The organism is Streptomyces sp. NPDC020490, from assembly GCF_044335305.1.
GTDB lineage: Bacteria > Actinomycetota > Actinomycetes > Streptomycetales > Streptomycetaceae > Streptomyces.
In genome coordinates, this window is record NZ_JBIRUY010000002.1 from 15,248 (window position 1) to 36,646 (window position 21,399).

Here is a 21,399-nt window from a genome sequence, read left to right on the forward strand (position 1 = left end):
TCAGACCACCGTTTCCAGGGACGGGGCGGCGTCGGCGTCAGCGTCGTCAGCGGCAGCGGCAGCGGCAGCGGGGGAAGCGATCAGGTCGCGGACGGCGGGCTCCAGGACCTCGTGCAGCGCGGTGATCCGGCCCTCGAGGAACAGCTTGCGCATCAGGGTCCGCTGGATCTTGCCGCTCGTGGTCTTGCGTACGGTGCCGGGCCGCACGAGCAGCACGTTGCCGGCGGGGACCGTGAACTCCCGGCTGATGAACCGCTGGACGTCGGAGGCGAGGGTGGGCAGGTCGGTGGAGACGGCGGCGGGGCGGACCTCCTGCACCGCCACCAGGTGCTCGCGGTCGGTGTCCACGGCGAAGACGGCGCCCGCGCCGGTGCCGAAGGCCGGATCGAGGGACTGCACGGCGCGTTCGACGTCCTGCGGGTAGAGGTTGCGGCCCGCCAGGATGACCATCTCCTTGAGCCGGCCGGTGACGTAGAGCTCTCCGCCGTGCAGCACGCCCATGTCGCCGGTGCGCAGCCAGCCGCCGCCGTCGTGGCCGCCGGCGCCGTCGGAGATCGCCGCGTCGAAGATCTCCTTGTTGGTCTCCGGCCGTCTCCAGTACCCCTCGGCGACGCTGTCGCCCTTGAGCCAGATCTCTCCGACGTGTCCCTCGGGCCTCTCGGCGCGGGTCTCCGGGTCGACGACGCGGATCTCGAAGTCCCGTACGACTCCGCTGCTGACGAGGGAGCGGCTGGGCTCGTCGCCGCGCGGGCCGGCCAGTTCACCGCGTTCCAGGGCCGCGGCGTCGACGTCGAGCACCCGGGGTCCGGCGGTGCGCGGGATGCCGGAGACCAGCAGGGTCGTCTCGGCCATGCCGTAGCAGGGGAAGAACGCCTCGGGGCGGAATCCCGCGGGCGCGAAGCGCTCGGCGAACGCGCGGATCGTCTCGGCCCGCACCGGTTCGGCGCCGTTGTTGGCGGTCGTCCAGGTGGACAGGTCCAGCGTCTCCAGCTGGGCGTCGGTGACCCTGCGCACGCACAGGTCGTAGGCGAAGTTGGGGCCGCCGCCGGTGGTCACGCCGTAGTCGCCGATCATCTTCAGCCAGCGGTGGGGGCGCTTGAGGAAGGTGAAGGGGGCCATCAGGACGGCGGGAATGCCGAGGTAGAGCGGGTGCAGGATGTGCCCGATCAGACCCATGTCGTGGTAGAAGGGCAGCCAGCCGCCGCACACGGTGTCCGGGCCGGTGCCGATCGACCGCTGGATCGCCGCCTCGTTGGCGAGCAGGTTGCGGTGCGAGACCGCGACGCCCTTGGGGTCGCTGGTGGAGCCCGAGGTGTACTGCAGGAAGGCCAGGCTCTCCGGGGTGAGGGAGGGCGCCCGCCAGGCGTCCGCGTGGCCGCCGGCCGGATCGTCGGTGGCCAGGCAGGGCACGTCGGTGAAGCCCTCCGCGGCCAGCCAGGCCGAGATCTCGGGGGCGTTCGCGGAGTCGGTGAGCACGGCGACCGCCTCGGCGTCGCGCAGGATGCCGGACACCCGCGTGAACTTCTGCCCCTGTTCGGTGGGCAGCGGCGCGGGCACCGCCACGGCGCCGGCGTACAGGCAGGCGGTGAACGCCTTGATGAAGTCCAGGCTGGACGGATAGAGCAGCAGGACCTGCCGGTTCGCCGCTCCGCGCGCCTGGAGCCAGGACGCGATCCGGCGCGCCTCCTGGTCGAGCCCGGCGAAGGTGAGGTGCTGCGGCACCGAGCCGCGGGCGTCGTCGGGCAGGAAGACGAAGGCATCCGCGGCGCTGCGGGCTTCGGTCCGCTCCAGAACCAGTTCCGTGAAGGTTCGGAAGTTCGTCAACGTCTTTCTCCGACCTCTCCGAGATCCGCTGGCGTGGCGCCGGCACGGGTCGCTCTGACATCACGATCGTCGTCCGCGGCGCTAAGGAGACGCTTGTGCGCTCCGCTCCGCGGTGGGGACGTGGTACGGCGTGGTACGGCGTGGTACGGCGTGGGTTACGGTCGTCCGGCGTCGGGCGCGGCGCCGTGGAAGTCCGCGGTGAGACGCACGTGGGCCGGGACGTGCGGGAGTTCGGTGAGCGGATGGCGGAACTCGAGCGTGCCGTCGGCCGATTCGGCGGTCCGCTCGAAGCCGAGCGACGGGTAGAGGTCGCGCACCTTGTGGTTCTTGGCGGTGGGCCGGTAGCTCGCGCGCACCTCGGCCGCCCCGGAGTCCCTGGCGTGCTCCAGCAGTGCGGCGAGCGCGGCCTGCTCGATGCCGCGGGCGAAGACCCGGCAGCTGAGCAGCATGTTGTCGATGCGCAGGGCATCGTCCTCGCGGTGGGCGAAGAGGGCGCCGACGACGCCGTTGTCGCCGAAGCGGTCGCGGGAGCGTACGGCCAGCACCAGGTGGTCCGGCGAGTCGAGCCGTTCGCGGACGTCGGGCGCCTGGAGCCGGCGGGTGGTGAGGTTGAACTGGTTGGTGCGCAGCGTGATCTGGGCGATCCGGGCCACCTCGTGGTCGCGTACCGGGGCGACCTGCACGGTCACCCCGAGGGCGCGCAGGTACTCCTCCATCGAGCCGGTGGCCTGCTGGAGGTCCTGCCGCTCCGCCTCCTGGCGGTACTGCACAGCACGGCCCCGGTCCGCGGCGGTCAGTTCCCGTACGTCGAACCAGCCGTCGGCGAGCAGCCGGTCGACGTGCAGCGCCGGCTCCTCGTCGAGCGCGATCAGGGCGATCTCGGGCAGCGAGGAGGCGACGAGGCCGCGTTCGAAGGGGGAGTCGTCGGCGAAGACGAAGCTGTCGTTGCCGAGGTTGAGCCGGCCGGCCATGGTGCGGATGGCGCCGTCCTTGGGCTCCCAGTCGGCGTGGATCCGCACGAAGTCGTCCTCGCGCAGGGCCATGTCGGGGTGGGTGCGCAGCACGTCGAGCACCGGCTCGCGGTCGTTCTTGCTGCACACCGCGAGCAGCACGCCCTGGCTGCCGATCTGCTTGACGACGCGCTGGAACCGGCCGAACGCCTCACCGCGGTAGGTGGTGGCGGCGGCGATGCCGTCGGGTCCGTCGTCGCCGAGGATGCCGTCCCAGAGGGTGTTGTCGAGGTCCACGACGAGGACCTTCCGGGTCCGGCCGCGCAGGGTCCGCAGCAGGTGGCCCGCCTGGCGCGCGTACCGGGCGAGCAGTTCCTCGCCCAGGTGCACCTTGGCGTAGGCGGCCAGCCGCGGGTCGCGGACCGGTCCGCCCTCGGCGATCAGCGGTTCCAGGTCGACGATGTGCAGCCGCGGGTGCGCGGCGGCCAGCCGCAGCACACCGATGTTGAACTCCCGCCACAGGATGGACAGTTCGGTGCGTGAGCGGTGGTCGAGAAGCTGCCTCGGGTGCTCGGCCGGCAGCGGCAGCGTGTTGAGTACGAGCGTGCCGGTGCCGTGTTCGTCGTAGCGGGCGGCGAGCGCGTCGAGGAGTTCGAGCTTGCCGGCGACGGCCTTGGCGACGTCCTCCGGGCCCCAGGGCAGCGGCAGTTCGTCGAAGACGGCCTGGGCGTCGAGCAGGCACAGGGCGAGTTCGGTGCCGGGGGCGTACAGATGACTGCCGGGGTCCTGGAGGTCGCGCAGCCACGCGTCGTGTTCGCCGACACTCACCCGCGACGGGATGCCGTGGCGGGCGAGTTCGGCGGTGAGCGGTGCGGTCAGCGCGTCGAGCGTGCCGTGTCCCGTGACGGCGACGCCGGCGGGTTCGACGCCGGGGTGCCGCTCGGCGATGTCCTCGGGGGCGACCCTGGCGAGCAGCCGGCCCGCGCGGGACAGCTGGGCGGGCCAGTCGTCCTGCCGCGCGAGTTCGGCGAGCAGTCCGGGGACCGCCGGGTATTCGGCGGCGAGCCTCTTCTCGCCGTACAGCGCGCGCAGCCGGTCGAGGGGGCTCGCGGTGCCGGTGGGCTCCGGGCCGGGCGGCGTCGTCACTGCTGTGCTCACGATGTGTTCGCCTCTCTGCCGGGGCGGGCGGGCGTTCCGGAGCTTGTGCCCCGGTCCTAAAGACGGGCTTGCGCCGGGCCGCCCGCGCGGGCCGGAAGGGACGCCCGCGTGAGCGGCTTCGCGGCGGCCGCGGGAGCGGCTTCGCGGCGCCCGCACGAGCCGCCCCGGCGCCCGCGAGAACCGCCCCGGCTCCCGCAAGAGCTTCTTTAGGCGGGCTGCGGACCATGCGGAGGATGACTCCTTCTGAAAGGCAGCGTTGATGTCGACAAGTGAGCTGACCGCAGAGGTGTGTGTGGTCGGAGGAGGCCCGGCGGGACTCACGCTGGCCGTGGAACTCGCCAAGCGTTCGGTCTCCGTCGTGGTCGTGGAACAGAGCGGTCACTTCGACCGGTCGTTCCGTGGCGAGTCGGTCTCCCCCGACTCGGTGTGGCTGCTCGACAAGCTGGGCGTCCTCGGCCGCCTGAACGGCGCCTACCAGCAGATGCACAGAATGGAGATCGTCGACTCCGGCAGCACCGTGCTGCGCGCCGACTTCCGCCGCTTCCCGTACCCGCACCCCTACCCGGTGGAGATGCCCCAGCCGGCGCTGCTGTCGGCGCTGGCCGCCCTGGGGCAGGAGGAGCACCCGGACCACTTCGTCCTGGTGCGGCGGGCCACGGCGACCCGGCTGCTGCGCGCGGCCGACGGCAGCGGGCCGGTCACGGGGGTGACGGCGCGCACCCCGGAGGGCGAGATCACGGTGCGGGCGGCGCTCACCGTGGCGGCGGACGGCCGGTTCAGCAAGGTCCGCGAGATGGCGGGCCTGCCGTACACGAAGCTGCCGCTGGACCGTGACGTGGTGTGGCTGAAGCTGCCGTTCCCGCCCGAGTGGGACGACCGCACGTACCGCATCCGCATCCGCGGCGACCAGCACGGGCTGTTCATCCCGACCCACCCGAACAGCGTCCGCGTCGGCTTCAACATCCCCAAGGGCGGTCTGAAGGAGCTGCGCGCCCAGGGGCTGACCGCGCTGTACGAGCGTCTCGACCTGCTCGCGCCGGAGCTGTCCGGGTCGGTGCGCAGCGAGGTCCGCTCGTGGTCCGACACGTCGATGCTGGACATCTTCACCGCGCTGGTGCCGCGCTGGTCCATGCCGGGCCTGGTGCTGATCGGCGACGCGGCGCACACGCTGACGCCGATCCTCGGGCAGGGCGTCAACCACGCGATCATCGACGCGGTGACGCTGGCCCCGCTGGTGCGCGAGGCGTTCGACGCGGGCGGCGGCGAGACGGCGCTGCTGCGGGCGTGCGAGGAGTTCCAGCGGGCGCGCGAGGAGGCGGTCGGCAAGTCGCGCGGTCTGCAACTGCGGCAGGAGCGGCTGTTCGCCCTGCACGGCGCCGGCGGTGTGTTCCGGCGCTCGCTGTACCGCGTGGTCGACCAGAGCCAGAAGCTGAAGGAGCGGGTGCTGGGAGGCGCGTACTTCCAGCTGCAGAAGCCGGGTCCGCACGTCGTGGAGGCGCAGTCCCCCGACACCCGCGTGTGACCGACCGCCCGGATCACGGCCTGGACCGGGACCGGGGCCCGGACGGGGACCGGGGCCTGGACGGAGACCGGTGAGTGTCGGCGGACCGGACGGTGTGAAGGCCCCGGCCCGTACGCAGGACGCGTACGGGCCGGGGCCTTGGTGCTGCCTACGGGCGCGTCACCAGGTGACGGGCAGGCGGGTCAGGCCGTGCACCATCATGCCGGTCGTCAGCTCCAGGGACTCGACGTCCTCCGCGAGCCGCAGGCCCGGGAAGCGGTCGAGCAGCGAGGTGAGGACGATCTGCAGCTCCGCCCGGGCCAGCGCCGCGCCCAGGCAGAAGTGCGGGCCGTGGCCGAACGCGACGTGGTGGACGGCCTCGGGCCGCGCGGGGTCGAACTCGTTCGCCTGCGCGCCGGGGAAGCGCGCGGGGTCCTGGTTGGCGGAGCAGACCGCCGCCAGTACGGCGCTGCCCTTGGGGATGACGGTGCCGCCGACCTCGACGTCCTCCAGGGTGATCCGCAGCGGGCCGCCGTCGCCGATCGGGTTGACGCGCAGCAGTTCCTCGATGGCGTGGTCCATCATCTCGGGGTGCTCGCGCAGCGCGGCCATGTGCTCCGGGTGGCGGAGCAGGGTCAGGACCATCTTGCCGATCATGCTGACGGTGGTCTCGTGACCGGCGACGAGGATGGTCGCCGCCATCACGATCAGCTCGTACTCGTTGAGGCTGCCCTCCTCGTCGTGGGCGGCGACGAGCGCCCCCATCAGGTCGTCCGTCGGCTCCTCCCGCTTGCGCGCGACCAGGGCGGCCAGGTACTCGATCATCTGCTGGCGCTGCGCGGCGGTCTCCTCCGCGGTGTGCGCGGTCAGCGAGACGAACGCGTCCGACCACTCACGGAACCGGTCGCGGTCCTCGAAGGGGACGCCGAGCAGTTCGCAGATGACCATCACCGGCAGCGGGAAGGCCAGCGCCGCGTTGAGGTCGACCGGCCCCTGGAACTTCTCCATCTCGTCCAGCAGACCGTCGGTCAGCTCCTGGATGCGCGGACGCATGTTCTGCACCCGGCGGGCGGTGAACTCGCGGGAGACCAGCCTGCGCAGCCGGGTGTGCTCGGGCGCGTCCGTGGTGAACAGGCTGCCCGGCACCGGGGGTGTGCCGGTGAGCTGCGGCGCGTCGGGGGAGATGGTGGCGGCCCGGCTGAACCTGGCGTCCGCGAGGACGGTGCGCACGTCGTCGTAGCGGGTCACCACGTAGCCCTCGTCGCCGCTGGGCAGCCGGACGTGGGCCACCGGGCACTTGTCCCTCAACTCCTCGTACACGGGCGGAACTTCGACGGCCGAAGGACGGTGGAACGGGTAGCTGAGTATCGGCTGGTCCGTCTCCGGTCCGCCCTGCGTCGTCTCCGTCGTCTCCGTCGTGTCCGTCGTCTCCGTCGTGTCCATGCGTTTCCTCCGGCAACAGTGCTCAGCGGTTACTGGGGTGCGGTGGTCCGGTCCCCGGGGCGGCGGGATGCGCCGCCCCGGGGACCGGACGAGCCTCGCAGCAGGGGCTTGCGCGGGGCCAAAGCGCACCGAGGCCGCCCGGGAACCGTGTCTTCTGCCGGAGTCGCCCCGCGTCGGCGTCTCTTACCGGGGTCGCCCCGCGTCAGCGCTGCCAGCCGTCGGCCGTGCGCAGGCCGAAGCCGAAGGCCCGGTCGGAGGCGATGTGCTGGAGCCAGGCCAGACCGAAGTTGAACAGGGGAACGGCGACGGCCGGCGAGTCGGGGATCAGGCAGCCGAGCATGACGGCGACGGCGACGACGGGCCGGTGCAGGAGGTTGTAGAGGGGAACGGCCCTGGGAGACAGCCGGCCGTGCTGGTGCGGACCGGAGAGACCGGCGAGGAACGACAGGTCGGGCACGACGATGCCGGCGACGACCGCGGCGATCACCCATCCGCCGTACTTCACCGCCTCGAAGACCGCCCAGATCAGCAGGAAGACGGCCAGCACGCCCCAGGCGATGCGGACCTGCCGAGAGGCCGAGCTCCTGATGGCGCCCTCGGTGGCGTCGTGGGTCACGGTGCTGTTCCTTTCGCGATGGTTCCGCGGGCACCGCGGGGCGCCGCCGTACGGGCATGGTGATACCCGTACGGCGGGAGTCCGGCATGACCCGCGCATTGCCGGAGCGTGAAATCCTCACGGCCGGCCGCGGCGGCGCCGGTTCACACCGCGATCCGCTCCCGCGCTGTGGCGTACCGGCGGGTAAGGGAGGCGAGTTCGCGCAGGAACACGTCCTCGTGCGACCTGACGAAGAAGTGCCCGCCGGGCATCGTCCGCACGGCGTACCCTGCGCCCGCGTGCCGCCGCCAGGAGAGCACCTCGTCGACGCTGACGAGCCGGTCGCCCCGTCCGGCGAACAGGTGCAACGGTACCCGCAGCGGCTCGGTGTGCGCGGCCGTGCCGCCGAGGCACAGCCGCAGGTCGTCGCGGGCCACCGGGAGCAGCACGGAAAGGAACTCGGGATGGTCGAGCAGCGTCTGCGGGATGCCGCCGAGCGCCGCCAGGCCGGCGACGAGCTCCTCGTCCCCGGCGTCCGGGTCGGCGATCGCCGGGGCCGGCAGGTGCGGGGCGCGGTAGGCGCTCAGCACGAGGGCCCGGGGCAGACTCGCGCCGCGCTGCTGCCGGCGCCGGGCCAGCGTGAACGCGATGAGCGCGCCCATGCTGTGCCCGTAGAAGAGGTGGGGTTCGGACAGCTCCTCGTCGAGCTGCGCGTCCATGTCGTCGATGAGAGCGTCCAGTTCGGTGAACCGGGGTTCGCCGAACCGTTCCTCGCGGCCGGGCAGTTGCACGGGCATGACCCGTACTCGGGCGTCCAGGGCGTCGAGGCCGCGCTGCCATCGCCGGTACGCCGACGCTCCGCCGCCCGCGTAGGGGAAGCAGAACAACCGTGTCGCAGGGGCCGGTTCGTGGTCCGGGCGCTTCCGGGACAGGTATCGCGTCATGGGTGGTCCGTCTCGGTTCCGTCCAGGGGGTGGGTGGGGGGATGGCGCGGTGTGGGGGGTGGGATGCGGATCCCCGTGGGCCGGGCCCGGCGGGCGCGGGCCCCACACTGCCGGGGTCCGCTAAAAGGCCGCCAAACTCGGTACGACGAGGTCGAGTTGCGGGTCGGCCGCGAGGATCGCCCGGTGCAGCTGCTGGACCCGGAGGGAGGGCTCGATGCCCAGCTCCTCGACGGTCGACGCGCGTAGCTTTCGAAAAATCTCGAGCGCCTGCCACGAGCGGCCGCTCCGGTAGAGCGCCAGCATCAGCAGTCCGTGCAGGCTCTCCTCCAGCGGGAACCGCTCGGTGAGCGTGAGGAGTTCACCGATCACCTCGGCGTGTCTGCCGAGCCGCAGATCGGCGGTGATCCGTCCTTCCAGCGCGGAGCGCCGGGTCTCCTCCAGCCGGAGCGACTCCAGGCGCAGCGCCGGTCCGATCCTTACGTCGGCGAGGACCGGCCCCCGCCACAGGGCGAGCGCCTCGCCCAGCAGCTGCGACGCGGACTCGTCGTCGCCGCCGGCCAGGGACCGCAGCCCGCGGGCGGTGAGCCGCTGGAAGACCTCGGCGTCGATGGCGTACGTGGGCATGTTCAGCACGTACCCGGCGTAGCTGCGGCTCAGGACGTCCTTCGGCGCACGCTCGTGCTCCGGCCCGAGAGCCAGGGCGATGGCCCGGCGCAACTGCTTGACGTAGGTCTGCACGACTCCCGCGGGCCCGCTGGGGGGACTGGCGTCCCACAGCTCCTCCGTCAGGGTCGTCACCTTCACGTCCACGCCCGCGTTGACAGCCAACAGCGCGAGCATCTGGCGAGGTTTGGCCGCGCTCGGCACCACGGAGGTGCCGCAGATGTCCACCACGAGCGGCCCGAGAACTCCGATCTCCATACCACTGCTCCTTCCGCCTGCCGGAACAGTGACACGTCACCGCGTGCAAAGACACTTAGCCGATCATGTCCTCGGCTAGGAATTTGGCTGAGTCGGGGCATGAAATATTCACGCCGCCCCCGCTTTAAGCGACGCTTCAGGCCGGGCGGTGAGCATGGCGCCGACGGGGTCGCCGGGTGACGGCCCCGGACCAGGTCGGGAGAGGAGTGCCGGTATGAGGCTGAGGTTCTGGCTCGGCAGGGCCGGCGCGGTCGTGATGAGGCACCTGCTCATCCAGCTCAACGGTCTCGGCGTCCTCTTCACCGGTCCCCTGCCCGGTGTCCACTACGTCGATCTGGGCACCGACTCCGACCGCGCCCTCCGGAAAGCCTCGTCGAGGCCCTTGCCGGGGCCCCCGCCCGGCCATCCGGAGCGGCACTGCACGATCCCGCCGAGCCGTCAGGAGCGGGAGCTGTGGGCGTCGCTCGGCATCGACACGGAACGAACCGGCAGCTGACGCGCTGACGCGCTGCGGCGGTCGTCGGCGGTCGCCTGCGGGGGCCAACGGGGCCCGGCGCCGCCGCGACGCCGGGCCGCCGGGCGTTTCGGCTGTTCGGCCGTTCGGCTGTTCGGCCGTTCAGCCGTTCTTGAGTGTCACCTCTCGCTGCTGTGCCGCGCGGAAGCTGGGCATGGGCAGGCCGTCCTCGGAGCGGAGTTCCATCAGGGTGGCCGCGACCCGGGCCCTGCCGGGGACGAGGGTGTCCGGGGTGCCGGGCGCGCCCGTGTTCACCCAGCGGTGTTCCGCGCCGTCGCACACCGCGTGGGTGCCGCCGATGCCGTGGCGGATGCCGGGAGAGTCCTGGCTGAGGGACGAGCTGACGTAGACCGGGCCCGTGCCGCCGAGACAGCGGTAGGTGCCGGAGAGGGTGACGGTGCCGTCCGCCGCGAGGCGGCCCGTCCGGTCGACGGTCACCGTCTCGTGCGGGTCCGCGGCGGCGGGGGTGGCGGGGACGGCGGCCAGCAGGAGCAGGACGGCCGCGCCGAGGACTGGGCGCAAGGGCATGGGAGACCTCCTGGGGGTGGGGGCTTCCACTGCTACCGGGTGCGGGCGGGCGCGACCGTCACCGTCACCCCTTCGGTGGCGAGTCCGCACCGGCGGTGGTGGAACCGTCCAGGGGCATAACGGGTGCCGTCCGGGTGCTTTTTCCGGGTACTGTCCGGGTTTCGCTGTCCGCGTGCTGTCCGCGGGATGTCAGCGTGTTGTCACGCTTCGCGGCGGGGTGTTCCGGCCCGCGCGCGGCGGGAGCATCGTCTTTCCAGGGAATCCGGTCCGGTGATTCCCGCAGACGTGGAGGTGCGCCATGTGTTCCAGCCGGTCTTCGTGCCCTTCCTCCGACAGCGCCGCCCAGCACGTGGTCGCCGCCCACCCCGAACAGGGCTGGAGCCTGCTCTGCGACGGCACCGTCGTGTTCGACGACACCGGTGAGCTGACGCCCGACGGCCGGGCCGTCGCGCCGCACCGGCCGCCGGTCGGGCAGCCGGCCGTGGCCGCCTGACCGGAGCCGGTCCGCGGTCCGGCCGGTCCGCGGTCCGGCCGGGGGGCGGTCCGGCCGGGGGGGGGCGGGTCCGGTCGCAGCCCACGGTCGGCTGCCGGTTCCGGTTCCGGTGCCGGTGCCGCGTCAGGGCAGTACCGCGAACCCGTCCAGTTCCACCATCGCCTTGTCGTCCCACAGGCGCACGACCTCCACGACCGCCATCGCCGGGTAGTCCCGCCCCGCCAGGTCCCGCCAGATCCTGCCGAGTCGCGGGGCGTGGGCGCGGTAGGCGGCGACGTCCGTGGCGTAGACGGTGACGCGGGCGAGGTCCGCGGGGGTGCCGCCGGCGGACGCGAGGGCGGCGAGGAGGTTGGCGAGGGCCTTCTCGAACTGCTCGGCCAGGGTGTCGCCGACGACCTCGCCGCCGGTGTCGAGGGCGGTCTGGCCGGCCAGGAACACCACGCGGGAGCCGGTCGCCACGACGGCGTGCGAGAAGCCGGTGGGCGGCGACAGCTCCGGCGGATTGACGCGCTCGACGGTCACGAGGCGCCTCCCGCGGCGTACGGCTCCGTATCGGTCCCCACGTCGATCCCCACGTCCATCCCCACGTCCGTCTCCGCGTCCATCCCCACGTCCGTCTCCGCGTCCATCCCCGCGTCCATCCCCACGTCCGTCTCCGGGCCCATCTCCGCGTACAACTCCTTCGCGATGATCGCGCGTTGGACTTCGCTGGCGCCCTCGTAGATGCGCGGGGCGCGCACCTCGCGGTACAGGTGCTCCAGCAGGTGGCCGCGTTGCAGGGCGCGCGCGCCGTGCAGCTGGACGGCCGCGTCGACGACGTACTGCGCGGTCTCGGTGGCGAGCAGTTTCGCCATCGCGGCGCGCCGGGGCACGTCGGGGGCGCCCTCGTCGTACGCCGTCGCCGCCGCGTAGACCATGAGCCGGGCCGCCTCCGTGCGCAGGGACATCTCGGCGACCTGGTGGGCGACGGTCTGCAGGTCCTTCAGCTTCCCGCCGAAGGCGTCCCGGCGGGAGGTGTGGACGACGGTCGCGTCGAGGGCCGCCTGAGCCATGCCGACGGCGAACGCGCCGACGCTGGGGCGGAACAGGTTGAGGGTGGTCATGGCGACGCGGAAGCCGCGGTCGACGTCGCCGAGCACGTCGTCGGCCGTGACCGGTACGCCGTCGAAGCGCAGGGCGCCGACGGGGTGCGGGGAGAGCAGGTCGAGGGGTTCGCCGGTGAGTCCGGGGCGGTCGGCCGGGACCAGGAAGGCGGTGACGCCGCGGGCGCCGGCGCCCGGGGTGGTGCGCGCGAAGACGGTGTACAGGTCGGCCTCGGGGGCGTTGGAGATCCAGCGTTTGTCGCCGGTGAGCCGCCAGCGTCCGGTGCCGTCGGGGTCGGCCGACAGGGCGAGCGCCGCCGCGTCCGAGCCCGCCCGCGGCTCGCTGAGGGCGAAGGCGGCCACCGTCGCCCCCTCGACGACGCCGGGGAGCCAGCGGTCGCGCTGGGCCGGGGTGCCGTACGCGTGGACGGGATGGGCGCCCAGGCCCTGGAGGGCGAGCGCGGTCTCCGCCTCCGTGCAGGCGCGGGCGAGGGACTCGCGCATCAGGCAGAGGTCGAGGGCGCCCGAGGTGAACAGGCGCTCCAGCAGGCCGAGCCGGCCGAGCTCGGCGACCAGCGGGCGGTTGACGTGGCCCGGCTCCCCCTTCTCGGCGATCGGGCGCAGCCGCTCGGCGGCCAGCGAGCGCAGTTCGGCGCACCAGGCGGTCTGTGCGGGGTCGAGCGAGAATGCGGGCATCGCCGGTCCTCTCCGCCGCGGGCCCGCGGCCGCTCCTGCGCGACCGGGCGGCCACTCCCCCGACGGTATCGCGGACCATTGACTGCCGTCACCAAGACGATACGCTCGTTGCGCGAGCCCGTCCTGACGCCCGCCATGACGCCCACCCGGCAAGGGGGCACCGGCATGCACGACTCGGCCCATGTCGACACCTTCGCGCGCGACCACCTCCCGCCACCGGATCAGTGGCCGGAACTCCGCTTCGACCTGCCGGAGCTGCGCTACCCCGCCCGGCTGAACTGCGCCGCCGAACTGCTGGCCGGGACCGACCCCGGCCGCCCGGCGTTCCACACGCCCGCCGGCCCCTCCTGGTCGTACGGCGACCTGCGCGCCCGCGTCGACCGCCTGGCGCACGTCCTCACCCGCGACCTCGGGGTGGTGCCCGGCAACCGGGTCCTGCTGCGCGGCCCGACCACGCCGTGGCTGGCGGCGTGCTGGCTGGCGGTGCTGAAGGCGGGCGGGGTGGCGGTCACGGTGCTGGCGCAGCAGCGGCCGCACGAGCTGGCGGTGATCTGCGAGATGGCGCTGGTCCGGCACGCCCTGTGCGACATCCGGTCCGTCGACGACCTGGCCAAGGCGGAGATCCCCGGCCTGCGCATCACCACCTACGGCGGCGACACCCCCGACGACCTCCTCAACCGCCCGGCGCCGTCGGCCCCGTTCCCGGCCGTCGGCACCGCGGCCGACGACGTCGCGCTGATCGCGTTCACGTCGGGGACCACCGGCCGTCCGAAGGGGTGCGTGCACTTCCACCGGGACGTGCTCGCCGTGGCCGACACCTTCTCCCGGCACGTGCTGCGGCCGCGCGAGGACGACGTGTTCGCCGGCAGTCCCCCGCTCGGCTTCACCTTCGGCCTCGGCGGGCTGGTGATCTTCCCGCTGCGGGCCGGGGCCGCCGCACTGCTGCTCGAACAGGCCGGTCCGCGCCAGTTGCTGCCCGCGATCGCCGAGCACCGGGTCTCCGTGCTGTTCACCGCGCCGACCGCCTACCGCGCCATGCTCGACGACCTCGACTCGTACGACGTCTCGTCGCTGCGCCGCTGCGTCTCCGCCGGCGAGAACCTGCCCGCCGCCACCTGGCACGCCTGGCACGAGCGCACCGGCCTGCGCATCATCAACGGCATCGGCGCCACCGAGCTGCTGCACATCTTCGTCTCCGCGGCCGACGAGCGGATCAGACCCGGCACGACCGGGGTGCCGGTGCCGGGGTGGCAGGCGCGCGTGCAGGACGCGGACGGGCGGCCGGTGCCCGACGGGGAGCCGGGGCTGCTCGCCGTGCGGGGCCCGGTCGGCTGCCGCTATCTCGCCGACCCGCGCCAGCGGGAGTACGTCCGGGACGGCTGGAACATCACCGGCGACACCTACGTCCGGGAGGCCGACGGCTGGTTCCGGTACGTCGCCCGCGCCGACGACATGATCATCTCGGCCGGGTACAACATCGCCGGGCCGGAGGTCGAGGACGCGCTGCTGCGCCACCCGAGCGTGCTGGAGGCGGCGGTGGTGGGGCGGCCGGACGAGGCGCGCGGCCAGATCGCCGTGGCCTACGCGGTCCTCAAGGAGGGCGCCGCGCGGGACGCCGAGGCGCTGCGCGACTTCGTCAAGTCGGAACTGGCGCCGTACAAGTGCCCGCGGGAGATCGTCTTCGTGGACGCGCTGCCGCGCACCGCGACCGGCAAACTGCAGAGGTTCCGCCTGCGCACCCGGCCCGACCGGCAGTGATGCCGGCCGACGACCTAAGATGATCAACGTGTCCGACCAGCATGCACCACGGTCTCTCATCGTCACGCTCTACGGCGCCTACGGCCGCTTCGTACCGGGCCCGGTGCCCGTCGCCGAGCTGATCCGGCTGCTGGCCGCGGTCGGCGTGGACGCGCCCTCGGTGCGCTCTTCGGTCTCCCGCCTCAAACGGCGCGGGCTGCTGCTGCCGGCCCGCACGGCGCGGGGCGCGGCCGGGTACGAACTGTCCCCCGAGGCACGCCAGTTGCTCGAGGACGGCGACCGGCGCATCTACGCCACCTCCCCGCCCGAGGACGAGGGCTGGGTGCTCGCGGTGTTCTCCGTGCCGGAGTCGGAGCGGCAGCGGCGCCACGTGCTGCGCTCGCGGCTGGCCGGCCTGGGCTTCGGCACGGCGGCGCCCGGGGTGTGGATCGCCCCGGCGCGGCTGTACGAGGAGACCCGGCACACCCTGCGGCGGCTGCGCCTGGAGCCGTACGTCGACCTGTTCCGGGGCGAGCACCTCGGCTTCGCCGCGACCGCCGAGGCGGTGGCCCGCTGGTGGGACCTGGCCGCGATCGCCAAGGAGCACGAGGCGTTCCTCGACCGTCACGCGCGCGTGCTCCAGGCGTGGGAGCGGCGTACGGACACCCCGCCGGACGAGGCCTACCACGACTACCTGCTGGCCCTGGACTCCTGGCGCCACCTGCCCTACGCCGACCCCGGCCTGCCCGCCCGGCTGCTGCCCGGGGACTGGCCGGGCGCCCGCTCGGCCACGGTGTTCCGCGGACTGCACGAGCGGCTCAGGGACGCGGGGGCCGAGTTCGCGGGGCTGTGAGCTCAGACACATCACTGGTCACTTACGGAACCCTCAGCTTGTTCTGTCCCTCTTCTCAAATTTCTTACCCAGCGTTCCACGCACCGTCCGCCGGGTAGAGAAAGAGGACCGTTGCGCATGGCCACCACGGGCAGGGCTCAGGGAGCCACCGTCTGGCTCACCGGGCTGCCGAGCGCGGGCAAGACGACCATCGCCCGCCTCCTCGGCGAACGGCTCAAGGCCGAAGGACATCGCGTGGAGGTCCTCGACGGCGACGAGATACGCCGCTTCCTCTCCGCCGGCCTGGGCTTCTCCCGGGAGGACCGCAACACCAACGTCCAGCGCATCGGCCTGGTCTCCGAGGTACTCGCGCGCAACGGCGTGCTGTCGGTCGTCCCGGTGATCGCGCCGTACGCGGACAGCCGTGCGGCCGTCCGCGAGCGGCACCGGGCGAGCGCGACGCCGTACGTCGAGGTGCACGTGGCCACGCCGGTGGAGGTGTGCAGCGAGCGGGACGTCAAGGGGCTGTACGCACGGCAGGCCGCGGGGCGGCTGACCGGGCTCACCGGCGTCGACGACCCCTACGAGCCGCCGGCCGACCCGGACCTCGTGCTGCCGACGCAGCAGCAGACCCCGCGGGAGTCGGCCGGCGCCGTGTACGCGGTGCTGGCGGAGCGGGGGCTGGTGTGAACCGCGGTCTGTCCCACCTGGACGCCCTGGATTCGGAGTCCGTGCACATCTTCCGGGAGGTCGCGGGCGAGTTCGAGCGGCCGGTGATCCTGTTCTCCGGCGGCAAGGACTCCATCGTCATGCTGCACCTGGCGCTGAAGGCGTTCGCGCCGGCGCCGGCGCCGTTCTCACTGCTGCACGTGGACACCGGGCACAACTTCCCCGAGGTGCTCGACTACCGGGACCGTGTGGTCGCCGCCCATGGGCTGCGCCTCCATGTGGCCTCCGTACAGGACTACATCGACCGGGGTGTACTGCGCGAACGCCCCGACTCCACCCGCAACCCGCTGCAGACGCTGCCGCTGACGGAGAAGATCCAGAGCGAGCGGTACGACGCGGTCTTCGGCGGCGGACGCCGCGACGAGGAGAAGGCCCGCGCCAAGGAGCGGGTGTTCAGCCTGCGCGACGAGTTCTCCCAGTGGGACCCGCGCCGCCAGCGCCCCGAGCTGTGGAACCTCTACAACGGCCGCCACGCGCCCGGCGAGCACGTCCGCGTCTTCCCGCTGTCCAACTGGACCGAGCTGGACGTCTGGCAGTACATCGCCCGCGAGGACATCGAGCTGCCGTCCATCTACTTCGCGCACCACCGCGAGGTGTTCCGGCGCGGCGGCATGTGGCTGACCGCGGGCGAGTGGGGCGGGCCGAAGCCGGGCGAGACCGTGGAGAAGCGGCAGGTCCGCTACCGCACGGTCGGCGACATGTCCTGCACCGGCGCCGTCGACTCCGACGCCGACACCGTCGAGAAGGTGATCGCCGAGATCGCCGCCTCCCGGCTGACCGAGCGCGGCGCGACCCGCGCCGACGACAAGCTCTCCGAGGCCGCGATGGAAGACCGCAAGCGCGAGGGGTACTTCTAGCCATGACCGGCACGACCATCGGGACCACGACCATCGACGGCCCGACCATCGGGACCACGACCATCGACAGCCCGACCATCGACACCCCGACCATCGACACCCTGCGGTTCGCGACGGCCGGCTCCGTCGACGACGGCAAGTCCACGCTCGTCGGACGGCTGCTGCACGACTCCAAGTCGATCCTCACCGACCAGCTGGAGGCCGTGCAGCGCGCCTCCGCGAGCCGCGGCCAGGACGGTCCCGACCTGGCGCTGCTGACGGACGGCCTGCGCGCCGAACGCGAGCAGGGCATCACCATCGACGTCGCCTACCGCTACTTCGCCACCGCGCGCCGCCGGTTCATCCTCGCCGACACCCCCGGCCACGTGCAGTACACCCGCAACATGGTCACCGGCGCCTCCACCGCCGACCTGGCGGTCATCCTGGTCGACGTCCGCCACGGCGTCGTCGGGCAGACCCGCCGACACGCCGCCGTCGCCGGGCTGCTGCGCGTCCCGCACGTCGTCCTCGCCGTCAACAAGATGGACCTGGTCGGGTACGAGGAGCGGGAGTTCGAGCGGATCGTCGAGGAGTTCGCCGGTGACGCGGCTGAGTCGGGGCTCCCGGGGTTCACCCCGATCCCGGTCTCGGCGCTCGCCGGGGACAACGTAGTGGCACGCTCGGCGCACATGCACTGGTACCGGGGCCCGGCGCTGCTGGAGTTCCTGGAGACCGTGCCCGTGGGTGCCGGGGCGGCCGACGGCCCCGCCCGCTTCCCGGTGCAGTACGTGATCCGGCACGGCGAGGAGCGGTACTACGCGGGCCAGTTGGTGTCCGGGGCGCTGCGCGTGGGCGACCGGGTCACCGTGCACCCGTCCGGCGCGACCTCGGAGATCACCGGCATCGACGTGCTGGGCACGGCGGCCTCGGCGGCCTGCGCGCCGCAGTCCGTGAGCGTGCGTCTCGCCGACCAGCGGGACGTCTCGCGCGGCGACATGATCACGGCGGGCGTCGACGTGCCGGTGCTCACCCAGCGCGTCCGGGCGGCCGTGTGCCACCTGGCCGACCGTCCGCTGCGGGTCGGCGACCGGGTGCTGGTGCGGCACACCACCAGGACCGTCAAGGCGGTCGTCGAGGACCTGGCCGGCGCCCCCGAACTGTCCGTGAACGACCTGGGCCGGATCTGCCTGCGCACCGCCGAGCCCCTCGCGCTGGACGACTACGCCGACTGCCGGCGCACGGGCGCGTTCGTCCTGATCGACCCGGCGGACGGGGCGACGCTCACCGCGGGCATGGCCGACCTCAACCGCCCAGCGTGAGGCGGGGCTTGGGGGCGTCCGTCCGCCCGGTCTGCGGGCGGCGGCTGCCCGCCCGGTAGGGCGCGGGCCAGACGGCGGCCGGGCCGTCGTAGCCCTGTTCGGCCGCCGCGTGCAGCGTCCAGTTCGGGTCGTACAGGTGCGGGCGGGCCAGCGCGCACAGGTCGGCGCGGCCCGCCAGGATCAGCGAGTTGACGTCGTCCCAGGAGGAGATCGCGCCGACCGCGATCACCGGCACACCGGTGGCGTGCCGGATGCGGTCCGCGTACGGCGTCTGGTACGACCGCCCGAACTCGGGCCGCTCGTCGGCCACCACCTGCCCGGTCGACACGTCGATCGCGTCGGCGCCGTGCGCGGCGAAGGCGCGGGCGATGTCGACCGCGTCCGCGGCCGTGGTCCCGCCCTCGGCCCAGTCGGTGGCGGAGATGCGCACCGTCATGGGCTTCTCCTGCGGCCACACCTCGCGTACCGCGTCGAACACCTCCAGCGGGAAGCGCAGCCGCCCCTCCGGCGAGCCGCCGTAGGCGTCGGTGCGGCGGTTGGTCAGCGGGGAGAGGAACCCGGAGAGCAGATAGCCGTGCGCGCAGTGCAGTTCGAGCAGGTCGAAGCCGGCCCGGGCGGCGCGCGCGGCGGCCGCCGCGAACTGCTCGCGGATGTCCGTGAGCTGAGCACGCGTCAGCTCGCGCGGGGTCTGACTGAAGGGCTTGTACGGCAGCGGGGAGGCGGCCACCAGCGGCCAGTTGCCCTCCCGGAGCGGCTCGTCCATGCCCTCCCACATCAGCTTGGTCGAGCCCTTGCGGCCGGAGTGGCCGAGCTGCACGCCGATCGCGGTGCCCGGCGCCTGCCGGTGCACGAAGTCGGTGATCCGCCGCCAGGCCTCGCCCTGCCTGCCGGTGTAGAGGCCGGTGCAGCCGGGGGTGATGCGGCCCTCGGGGCTCACGCACACCATCTCCGTCATCACCAGTCCGGCCCCGCCGAGCGCGCGGGCGCCCAGGTGGACGAGGTGGAAGTCGCCGGGGAGGCCGTCCACGGCCGAGTACATGTCCATGGGCGAGACGACGACGCGGTTGCGCAGGGTCAGGCCGCGCAGCCGGAACGGGGTGAACATGGGGGGCGTGCCGGGCGGGCAGCCGAACTCGCGCTCGACGGCCTCGGTGAACCGGGCGTCGCGCAGCCGCAGGTTGTCGTGGGTGACGCGGCGGCTGCGGGTGAGCAGGTTGAAGGCGAACCGGAGCGGCGGCTGGTCCAGGTACAGGCCGAGGTTCTCGAACCACTCCAGGCTGGCGCGGGCGGCGCGCTGGGTGGAGGCCACGACGGGCCGGCGCTCCTCCTCGTAGGCCGCCAGCGCCTGTTCCGTGGAGGGCTGTTCCTCCAGGCAGGCGGCCAGGGCGAGGGCGTCCTCGACGGCGAGCTTGGTGCCGGAGCCGATGGAGAAGTGGGCGGTGTGGGCGGCGTCGCCGAGCAGCACGACGTTGCCGTGCGACCAGCGCTCGTTGACCACCGTGCGGAAGGTGGTCCAGGCCGACTTGTTGGAGCGCAGGGGGCGGCCGCCGAGGGCGTCGGCGAAGATCTTGGCGCAGCGGTCGAGGGACGCCTGCGGGTCGAGGTCGGCGAATCCGGCCGCGCGCCACACCTCCTCGCGCATCTCGACGATCACCGTGGAGGCGTCGGGCGCGTAGGGGTAGCCGTGCAGCTGCATGACGCCGTGCTCGGTCTCGGCGATCTCGAAGCGGAAGGCGTCGAAGGCGAAGTCGGCGGCGAGCCATATGTAGCGGCAGCGGTGCGAGGCCACATGGGGCCGGAACACATTGGCGTAGGTCTCGCGGGTGGTGCTGTGCACACCGTCGGCGGCGATGACGAGGTCGTGACCGGCGGCGAGCCGGTCCGGGTGCGGCGCCTCGGAGCGGAAGCGCAGCTCGACGCCGAGGTCGCGGCAGCGGGTGTGCAGGACGTCCAGGAGCCGTCTCCTGCCGAGGGCGGCGAAGCCGTGCCCGGAGGAGGTGTGCCGGACGCCGCGGTGGACGATGTCGATGTCGTCCCAGCGGACGAACTGTTTGCGGAGGGCCTCGTAGACCACCGGGTCGGCGTGCTCGATGCCGCCCAGGGTCTCGTCGGACAGGACGACGCCGAAGCCGAAGGTGTCGTCGGGGGCGTTGCGTTCCCAGACGGTGACCTCGCGGGCCGGGTCGAGGCGCTTGAGCAGCGCCGCCGCGTACAGGCCGCCGGGGCCGCCGCCGACGACCGCGATGCGCCGGGCCCGGCCGGTCGCGTCCGGTGACGCCGTCATGGTCACCGTCCCTGCCACTTCGGCGGCCGCTTCTCGGTGAAGGCGGCGTGGAACTCGGCGTAGTCCTCGCCGTTCATGAGGAGCGCCTGGGTGGCGGCGTCCAGTTCCACCGCGGCCGCCAGCGGCATGTCCAGTTCGGCCGTCAGGAGCGCCTTGGTCTGCGCGTACGCCAGGGCCGGGCCCTCGGCGAGGCGGCGGGCCAGCGCGTGCGCGGCCTCGTCGGCGCCTCCCTCCCCGGTCAGTTCGCTGATCAGGCCGATCCGCTCCGCCTCGGGCGCCCGCACCGGCTCGCCGAGCATCAGCAGCCGGGTGGCGTGGCCGAGCCCGACGACCCTGGGCAGCAGGTAGGCGGCGCCCATGTCGCCGCCGGACAGGCCCACGCGGGTGAACAGGAACGCGAAGCGCGCGGTGGGGTCGGCGACCCGGAAGTCGGCCGCCAGGGCCAGCACGGCGCCGGCGCCCGCGGCCACCCCGTGCACGGCGGCGATCACCGGGAAGGGGCACTCCCGCACGGCCCGGACGACCTGCCCGGTCATCCGGTTGAAGTCGAGGAGCTGGGCGGTGTCCAGGGAGAGCGTCGCGCCGATGATCTCGTCGACGTCGCCGCCGGAGCAGAAGCCGCGTCCCTCGCCGGCCAGCACCAGAGCGCGTACCGACCGCTCCCGGGACAGTTCGGCGAGCAGGTCGCGCAGGTCGGCGTAGGCGCCGAAGGTGAGGGCGTTGAGCTTGTCGGGGCGGGCCAGGGTGACGGTGGCGACGCCGTCGGCGAGGTCGACGCGCAGGTGCCGCCAACGGGGGGTGCGGGCGGCGGAGCCGGTGAAGGGACTCATGACGTGCGGCCTCCTCGGGGGCGGGCACTGCCTCACGGACCTCTGCCCCTCGAAGCTATCACCGATGTGTGACTGTCGTCATGATGGCGCGATACGTCGGGGCGCCTGACCGGCTTCGCATGACCTGGCTTCGTAGGTTCATCCGACCGGGCTTCATAGGTTCATCCGACCGGGCTTCGTCAC

The 21,399-nt window shown here is 73.1% G+C and carries 19 protein-coding genes; 8 read left to right on the forward strand and 11 right to left on the reverse strand.

The features are described from left to right. Window positions 1-1,824 (reverse strand): fatty acyl-AMP ligase, encoded by a 1,824-nt coding sequence (locus ACH4ZX_RS03390; RefSeq protein WP_398266746.1) that lies wholly within the window; start codon window positions 1,822-1,824, stop codon window positions 1-3. A gap of 155 nt (window positions 1,825-1,979) precedes the next feature. Beyond that, on the reverse strand, window positions 1,980-3,932 hold the full coding sequence (locus ACH4ZX_RS03395; RefSeq protein ID WP_398266749.1) for an HAD-IIIC family phosphatase: 1,953 nt from the start codon (window positions 3,930-3,932) through the stop codon (window positions 1,980-1,982). A 259-nt stretch (window positions 3,933-4,191) separates the two neighbouring features. Between ACH4ZX_RS03395 and ACH4ZX_RS03400 the strand changes: the two genes are divergently transcribed. Continuing rightward, window positions 4,192-5,454, forward strand: coding sequence for an FAD-dependent monooxygenase (locus ACH4ZX_RS03400; protein WP_398266751.1), 1,263 nt, complete (start codon window positions 4,192-4,194; stop codon window positions 5,452-5,454). Between the two features lie 159 nt (window positions 5,455-5,613). Here the strand turns inward: ACH4ZX_RS03400 and ACH4ZX_RS03405 are convergent, their stop codons facing one another. The 4 genes from ACH4ZX_RS03405 to ACH4ZX_RS03420 form a co-directional block, all read right to left on the reverse strand. Then, window positions 5,614-6,876, reverse strand: a complete 1,263-nt coding sequence (locus ACH4ZX_RS03405; RefSeq protein WP_398266753.1) for a cytochrome P450 — start codon at window positions 6,874-6,876, stop codon at window positions 5,614-5,616. 202 nt (window positions 6,877-7,078) lie between these two features. Then, the gene (locus ACH4ZX_RS03410; RefSeq protein ID WP_398266755.1) at window positions 7,079-7,492 is read right to left on the reverse strand and encodes a DUF4260 family protein; all 414 of its coding nucleotides are present in this window, start codon (window positions 7,490-7,492) and stop codon (window positions 7,079-7,081) included. Window positions 7,493-7,635: 143 nt separating this feature from the next. After that, the gene (locus ACH4ZX_RS03415) at window positions 7,636-8,415 is read right to left on the reverse strand and encodes a thioesterase II family protein (RefSeq protein WP_398266758.1); all 780 of its coding nucleotides are present in this window, start codon (window positions 8,413-8,415) and stop codon (window positions 7,636-7,638) included. A gap of 120 nt (window positions 8,416-8,535) precedes the next feature. Next, complete coding sequence (locus ACH4ZX_RS03420) at window positions 8,536-9,336, reverse strand: AfsR/SARP family transcriptional regulator (RefSeq protein WP_324785313.1); 801 nt, start codon at window positions 9,334-9,336, stop codon at window positions 8,536-8,538. Between the two features lie 214 nt (window positions 9,337-9,550). Between ACH4ZX_RS03420 and ACH4ZX_RS03425 the strand changes: the two genes are divergently transcribed. Beyond that, entirely contained in the window at window positions 9,551-9,832 is a 282-nt protein-coding gene (locus tag ACH4ZX_RS03425) for a DUF6059 family protein (protein WP_398266761.1), read from the forward strand. A gap of 120 nt (window positions 9,833-9,952) precedes the next feature. Here the strand turns inward: ACH4ZX_RS03425 and ACH4ZX_RS03430 are convergent, their stop codons facing one another. Continuing rightward, on the reverse strand, window positions 9,953-10,378 hold the full coding sequence (locus ACH4ZX_RS03430; RefSeq protein WP_398266764.1) for a DUF6299 family protein: 426 nt from the start codon (window positions 10,376-10,378) through the stop codon (window positions 9,953-9,955). A gap of 298 nt (window positions 10,379-10,676) precedes the next feature. Between ACH4ZX_RS03430 and ACH4ZX_RS03435 the strand changes: the two genes are divergently transcribed. Beyond that, on the forward strand, window positions 10,677-10,871 hold the full coding sequence (locus ACH4ZX_RS03435; RefSeq protein ID WP_398266767.1) for a DUF5999 family protein: 195 nt from the start codon (window positions 10,677-10,679) through the stop codon (window positions 10,869-10,871). A 123-nt stretch (window positions 10,872-10,994) separates the two neighbouring features. Here ACH4ZX_RS03435 and ACH4ZX_RS03440 read toward each other — a convergent pair whose 3' ends face one another. Together ACH4ZX_RS03440 and ACH4ZX_RS03445 are read right to left on the reverse strand one after the other, a co-directional pair. After that, window positions 10,995-11,393 carry a RidA family protein gene (locus tag ACH4ZX_RS03440; RefSeq protein WP_398266770.1) on the reverse strand — a complete coding sequence of 133 codons (399 nt, stop codon included), beginning with the start codon at window positions 11,391-11,393 and terminating at the stop codon, window positions 10,995-10,997. Continuing rightward, window positions 11,390-12,649: an acyl-CoA dehydrogenase family protein gene (locus ACH4ZX_RS03445; protein WP_398266773.1), complete on the reverse strand. Its 1,260-nt coding sequence runs from the start codon at window positions 12,647-12,649 to the stop codon at window positions 11,390-11,392. Before ACH4ZX_RS03445 ends, ACH4ZX_RS03440 begins: the two co-directional genes overlap by 4 nt. A 165-nt stretch (window positions 12,650-12,814) precedes the next feature. Here ACH4ZX_RS03445 and ACH4ZX_RS03450 point away from each other — a divergent pair, with 165 nt between their 5' ends. The 5 genes from ACH4ZX_RS03450 (at window position 12,815) to ACH4ZX_RS03470 (ending at window position 18,102) form a co-directional block, all read left to right on the forward strand. Then, the gene (locus tag ACH4ZX_RS03450) at window positions 12,815-14,407 is read left to right on the forward strand and encodes an AMP-binding protein (RefSeq protein WP_398267633.1); all 1,593 of its coding nucleotides are present in this window, start codon (window positions 12,815-12,817) and stop codon (window positions 14,405-14,407) included. A 19-nt stretch (window positions 14,408-14,426) separates the two neighbouring features. Continuing rightward, complete coding sequence (locus ACH4ZX_RS03455; RefSeq protein ID WP_398266776.1) at window positions 14,427-15,239, forward strand: PaaX family transcriptional regulator C-terminal domain-containing protein; 813 nt, start codon at window positions 14,427-14,429, stop codon at window positions 15,237-15,239. A gap of 117 nt (window positions 15,240-15,356) precedes the next feature. Next, window positions 15,357-15,908, forward strand: coding sequence for an adenylyl-sulfate kinase (gene cysC / locus ACH4ZX_RS03460; protein ID WP_398266779.1), 552 nt, complete (start codon window positions 15,357-15,359; stop codon window positions 15,906-15,908). Further along, entirely contained in the window at window positions 15,905-16,804 is a 900-nt protein-coding gene (gene cysD / locus ACH4ZX_RS03465; RefSeq protein ID WP_398266782.1) for a sulfate adenylyltransferase subunit CysD, read from the forward strand. The genes cysC and cysD overlap by 4 nt, the downstream gene beginning before the upstream one ends. Window positions 16,805-16,806: 2 nt before the next feature. After that, window positions 16,807-18,102, forward strand: a complete 1,296-nt coding sequence (locus tag ACH4ZX_RS03470) for a sulfate adenylyltransferase subunit 1 (protein ID WP_398266785.1) — start codon at window positions 16,807-16,809, stop codon at window positions 18,100-18,102. Here ACH4ZX_RS03470 and ACH4ZX_RS03475 read toward each other — a convergent pair. Both ACH4ZX_RS03475 and ACH4ZX_RS03480 read right to left on the reverse strand, forming a co-directional pair. Continuing rightward, window positions 18,086-20,386 (reverse strand): bifunctional salicylyl-CoA 5-hydroxylase/oxidoreductase, encoded by a 2,301-nt coding sequence (locus ACH4ZX_RS03475; RefSeq protein ID WP_398266788.1) that lies wholly within the window; start codon window positions 20,384-20,386, stop codon window positions 18,086-18,088. The two genes, ACH4ZX_RS03470 and ACH4ZX_RS03475, sit on opposite strands and share 17 nt — an antisense overlap. A 2-nt stretch (window positions 20,387-20,388) precedes the next feature. After that, a complete protein-coding gene (locus tag ACH4ZX_RS03480) occupies window positions 20,389-21,216 on the reverse strand; it encodes an enoyl-CoA hydratase family protein (protein ID WP_360747933.1) in 828 nt (275 codons plus the stop codon). Window positions 21,217-21,399: the final 183 nt, after the last annotated feature.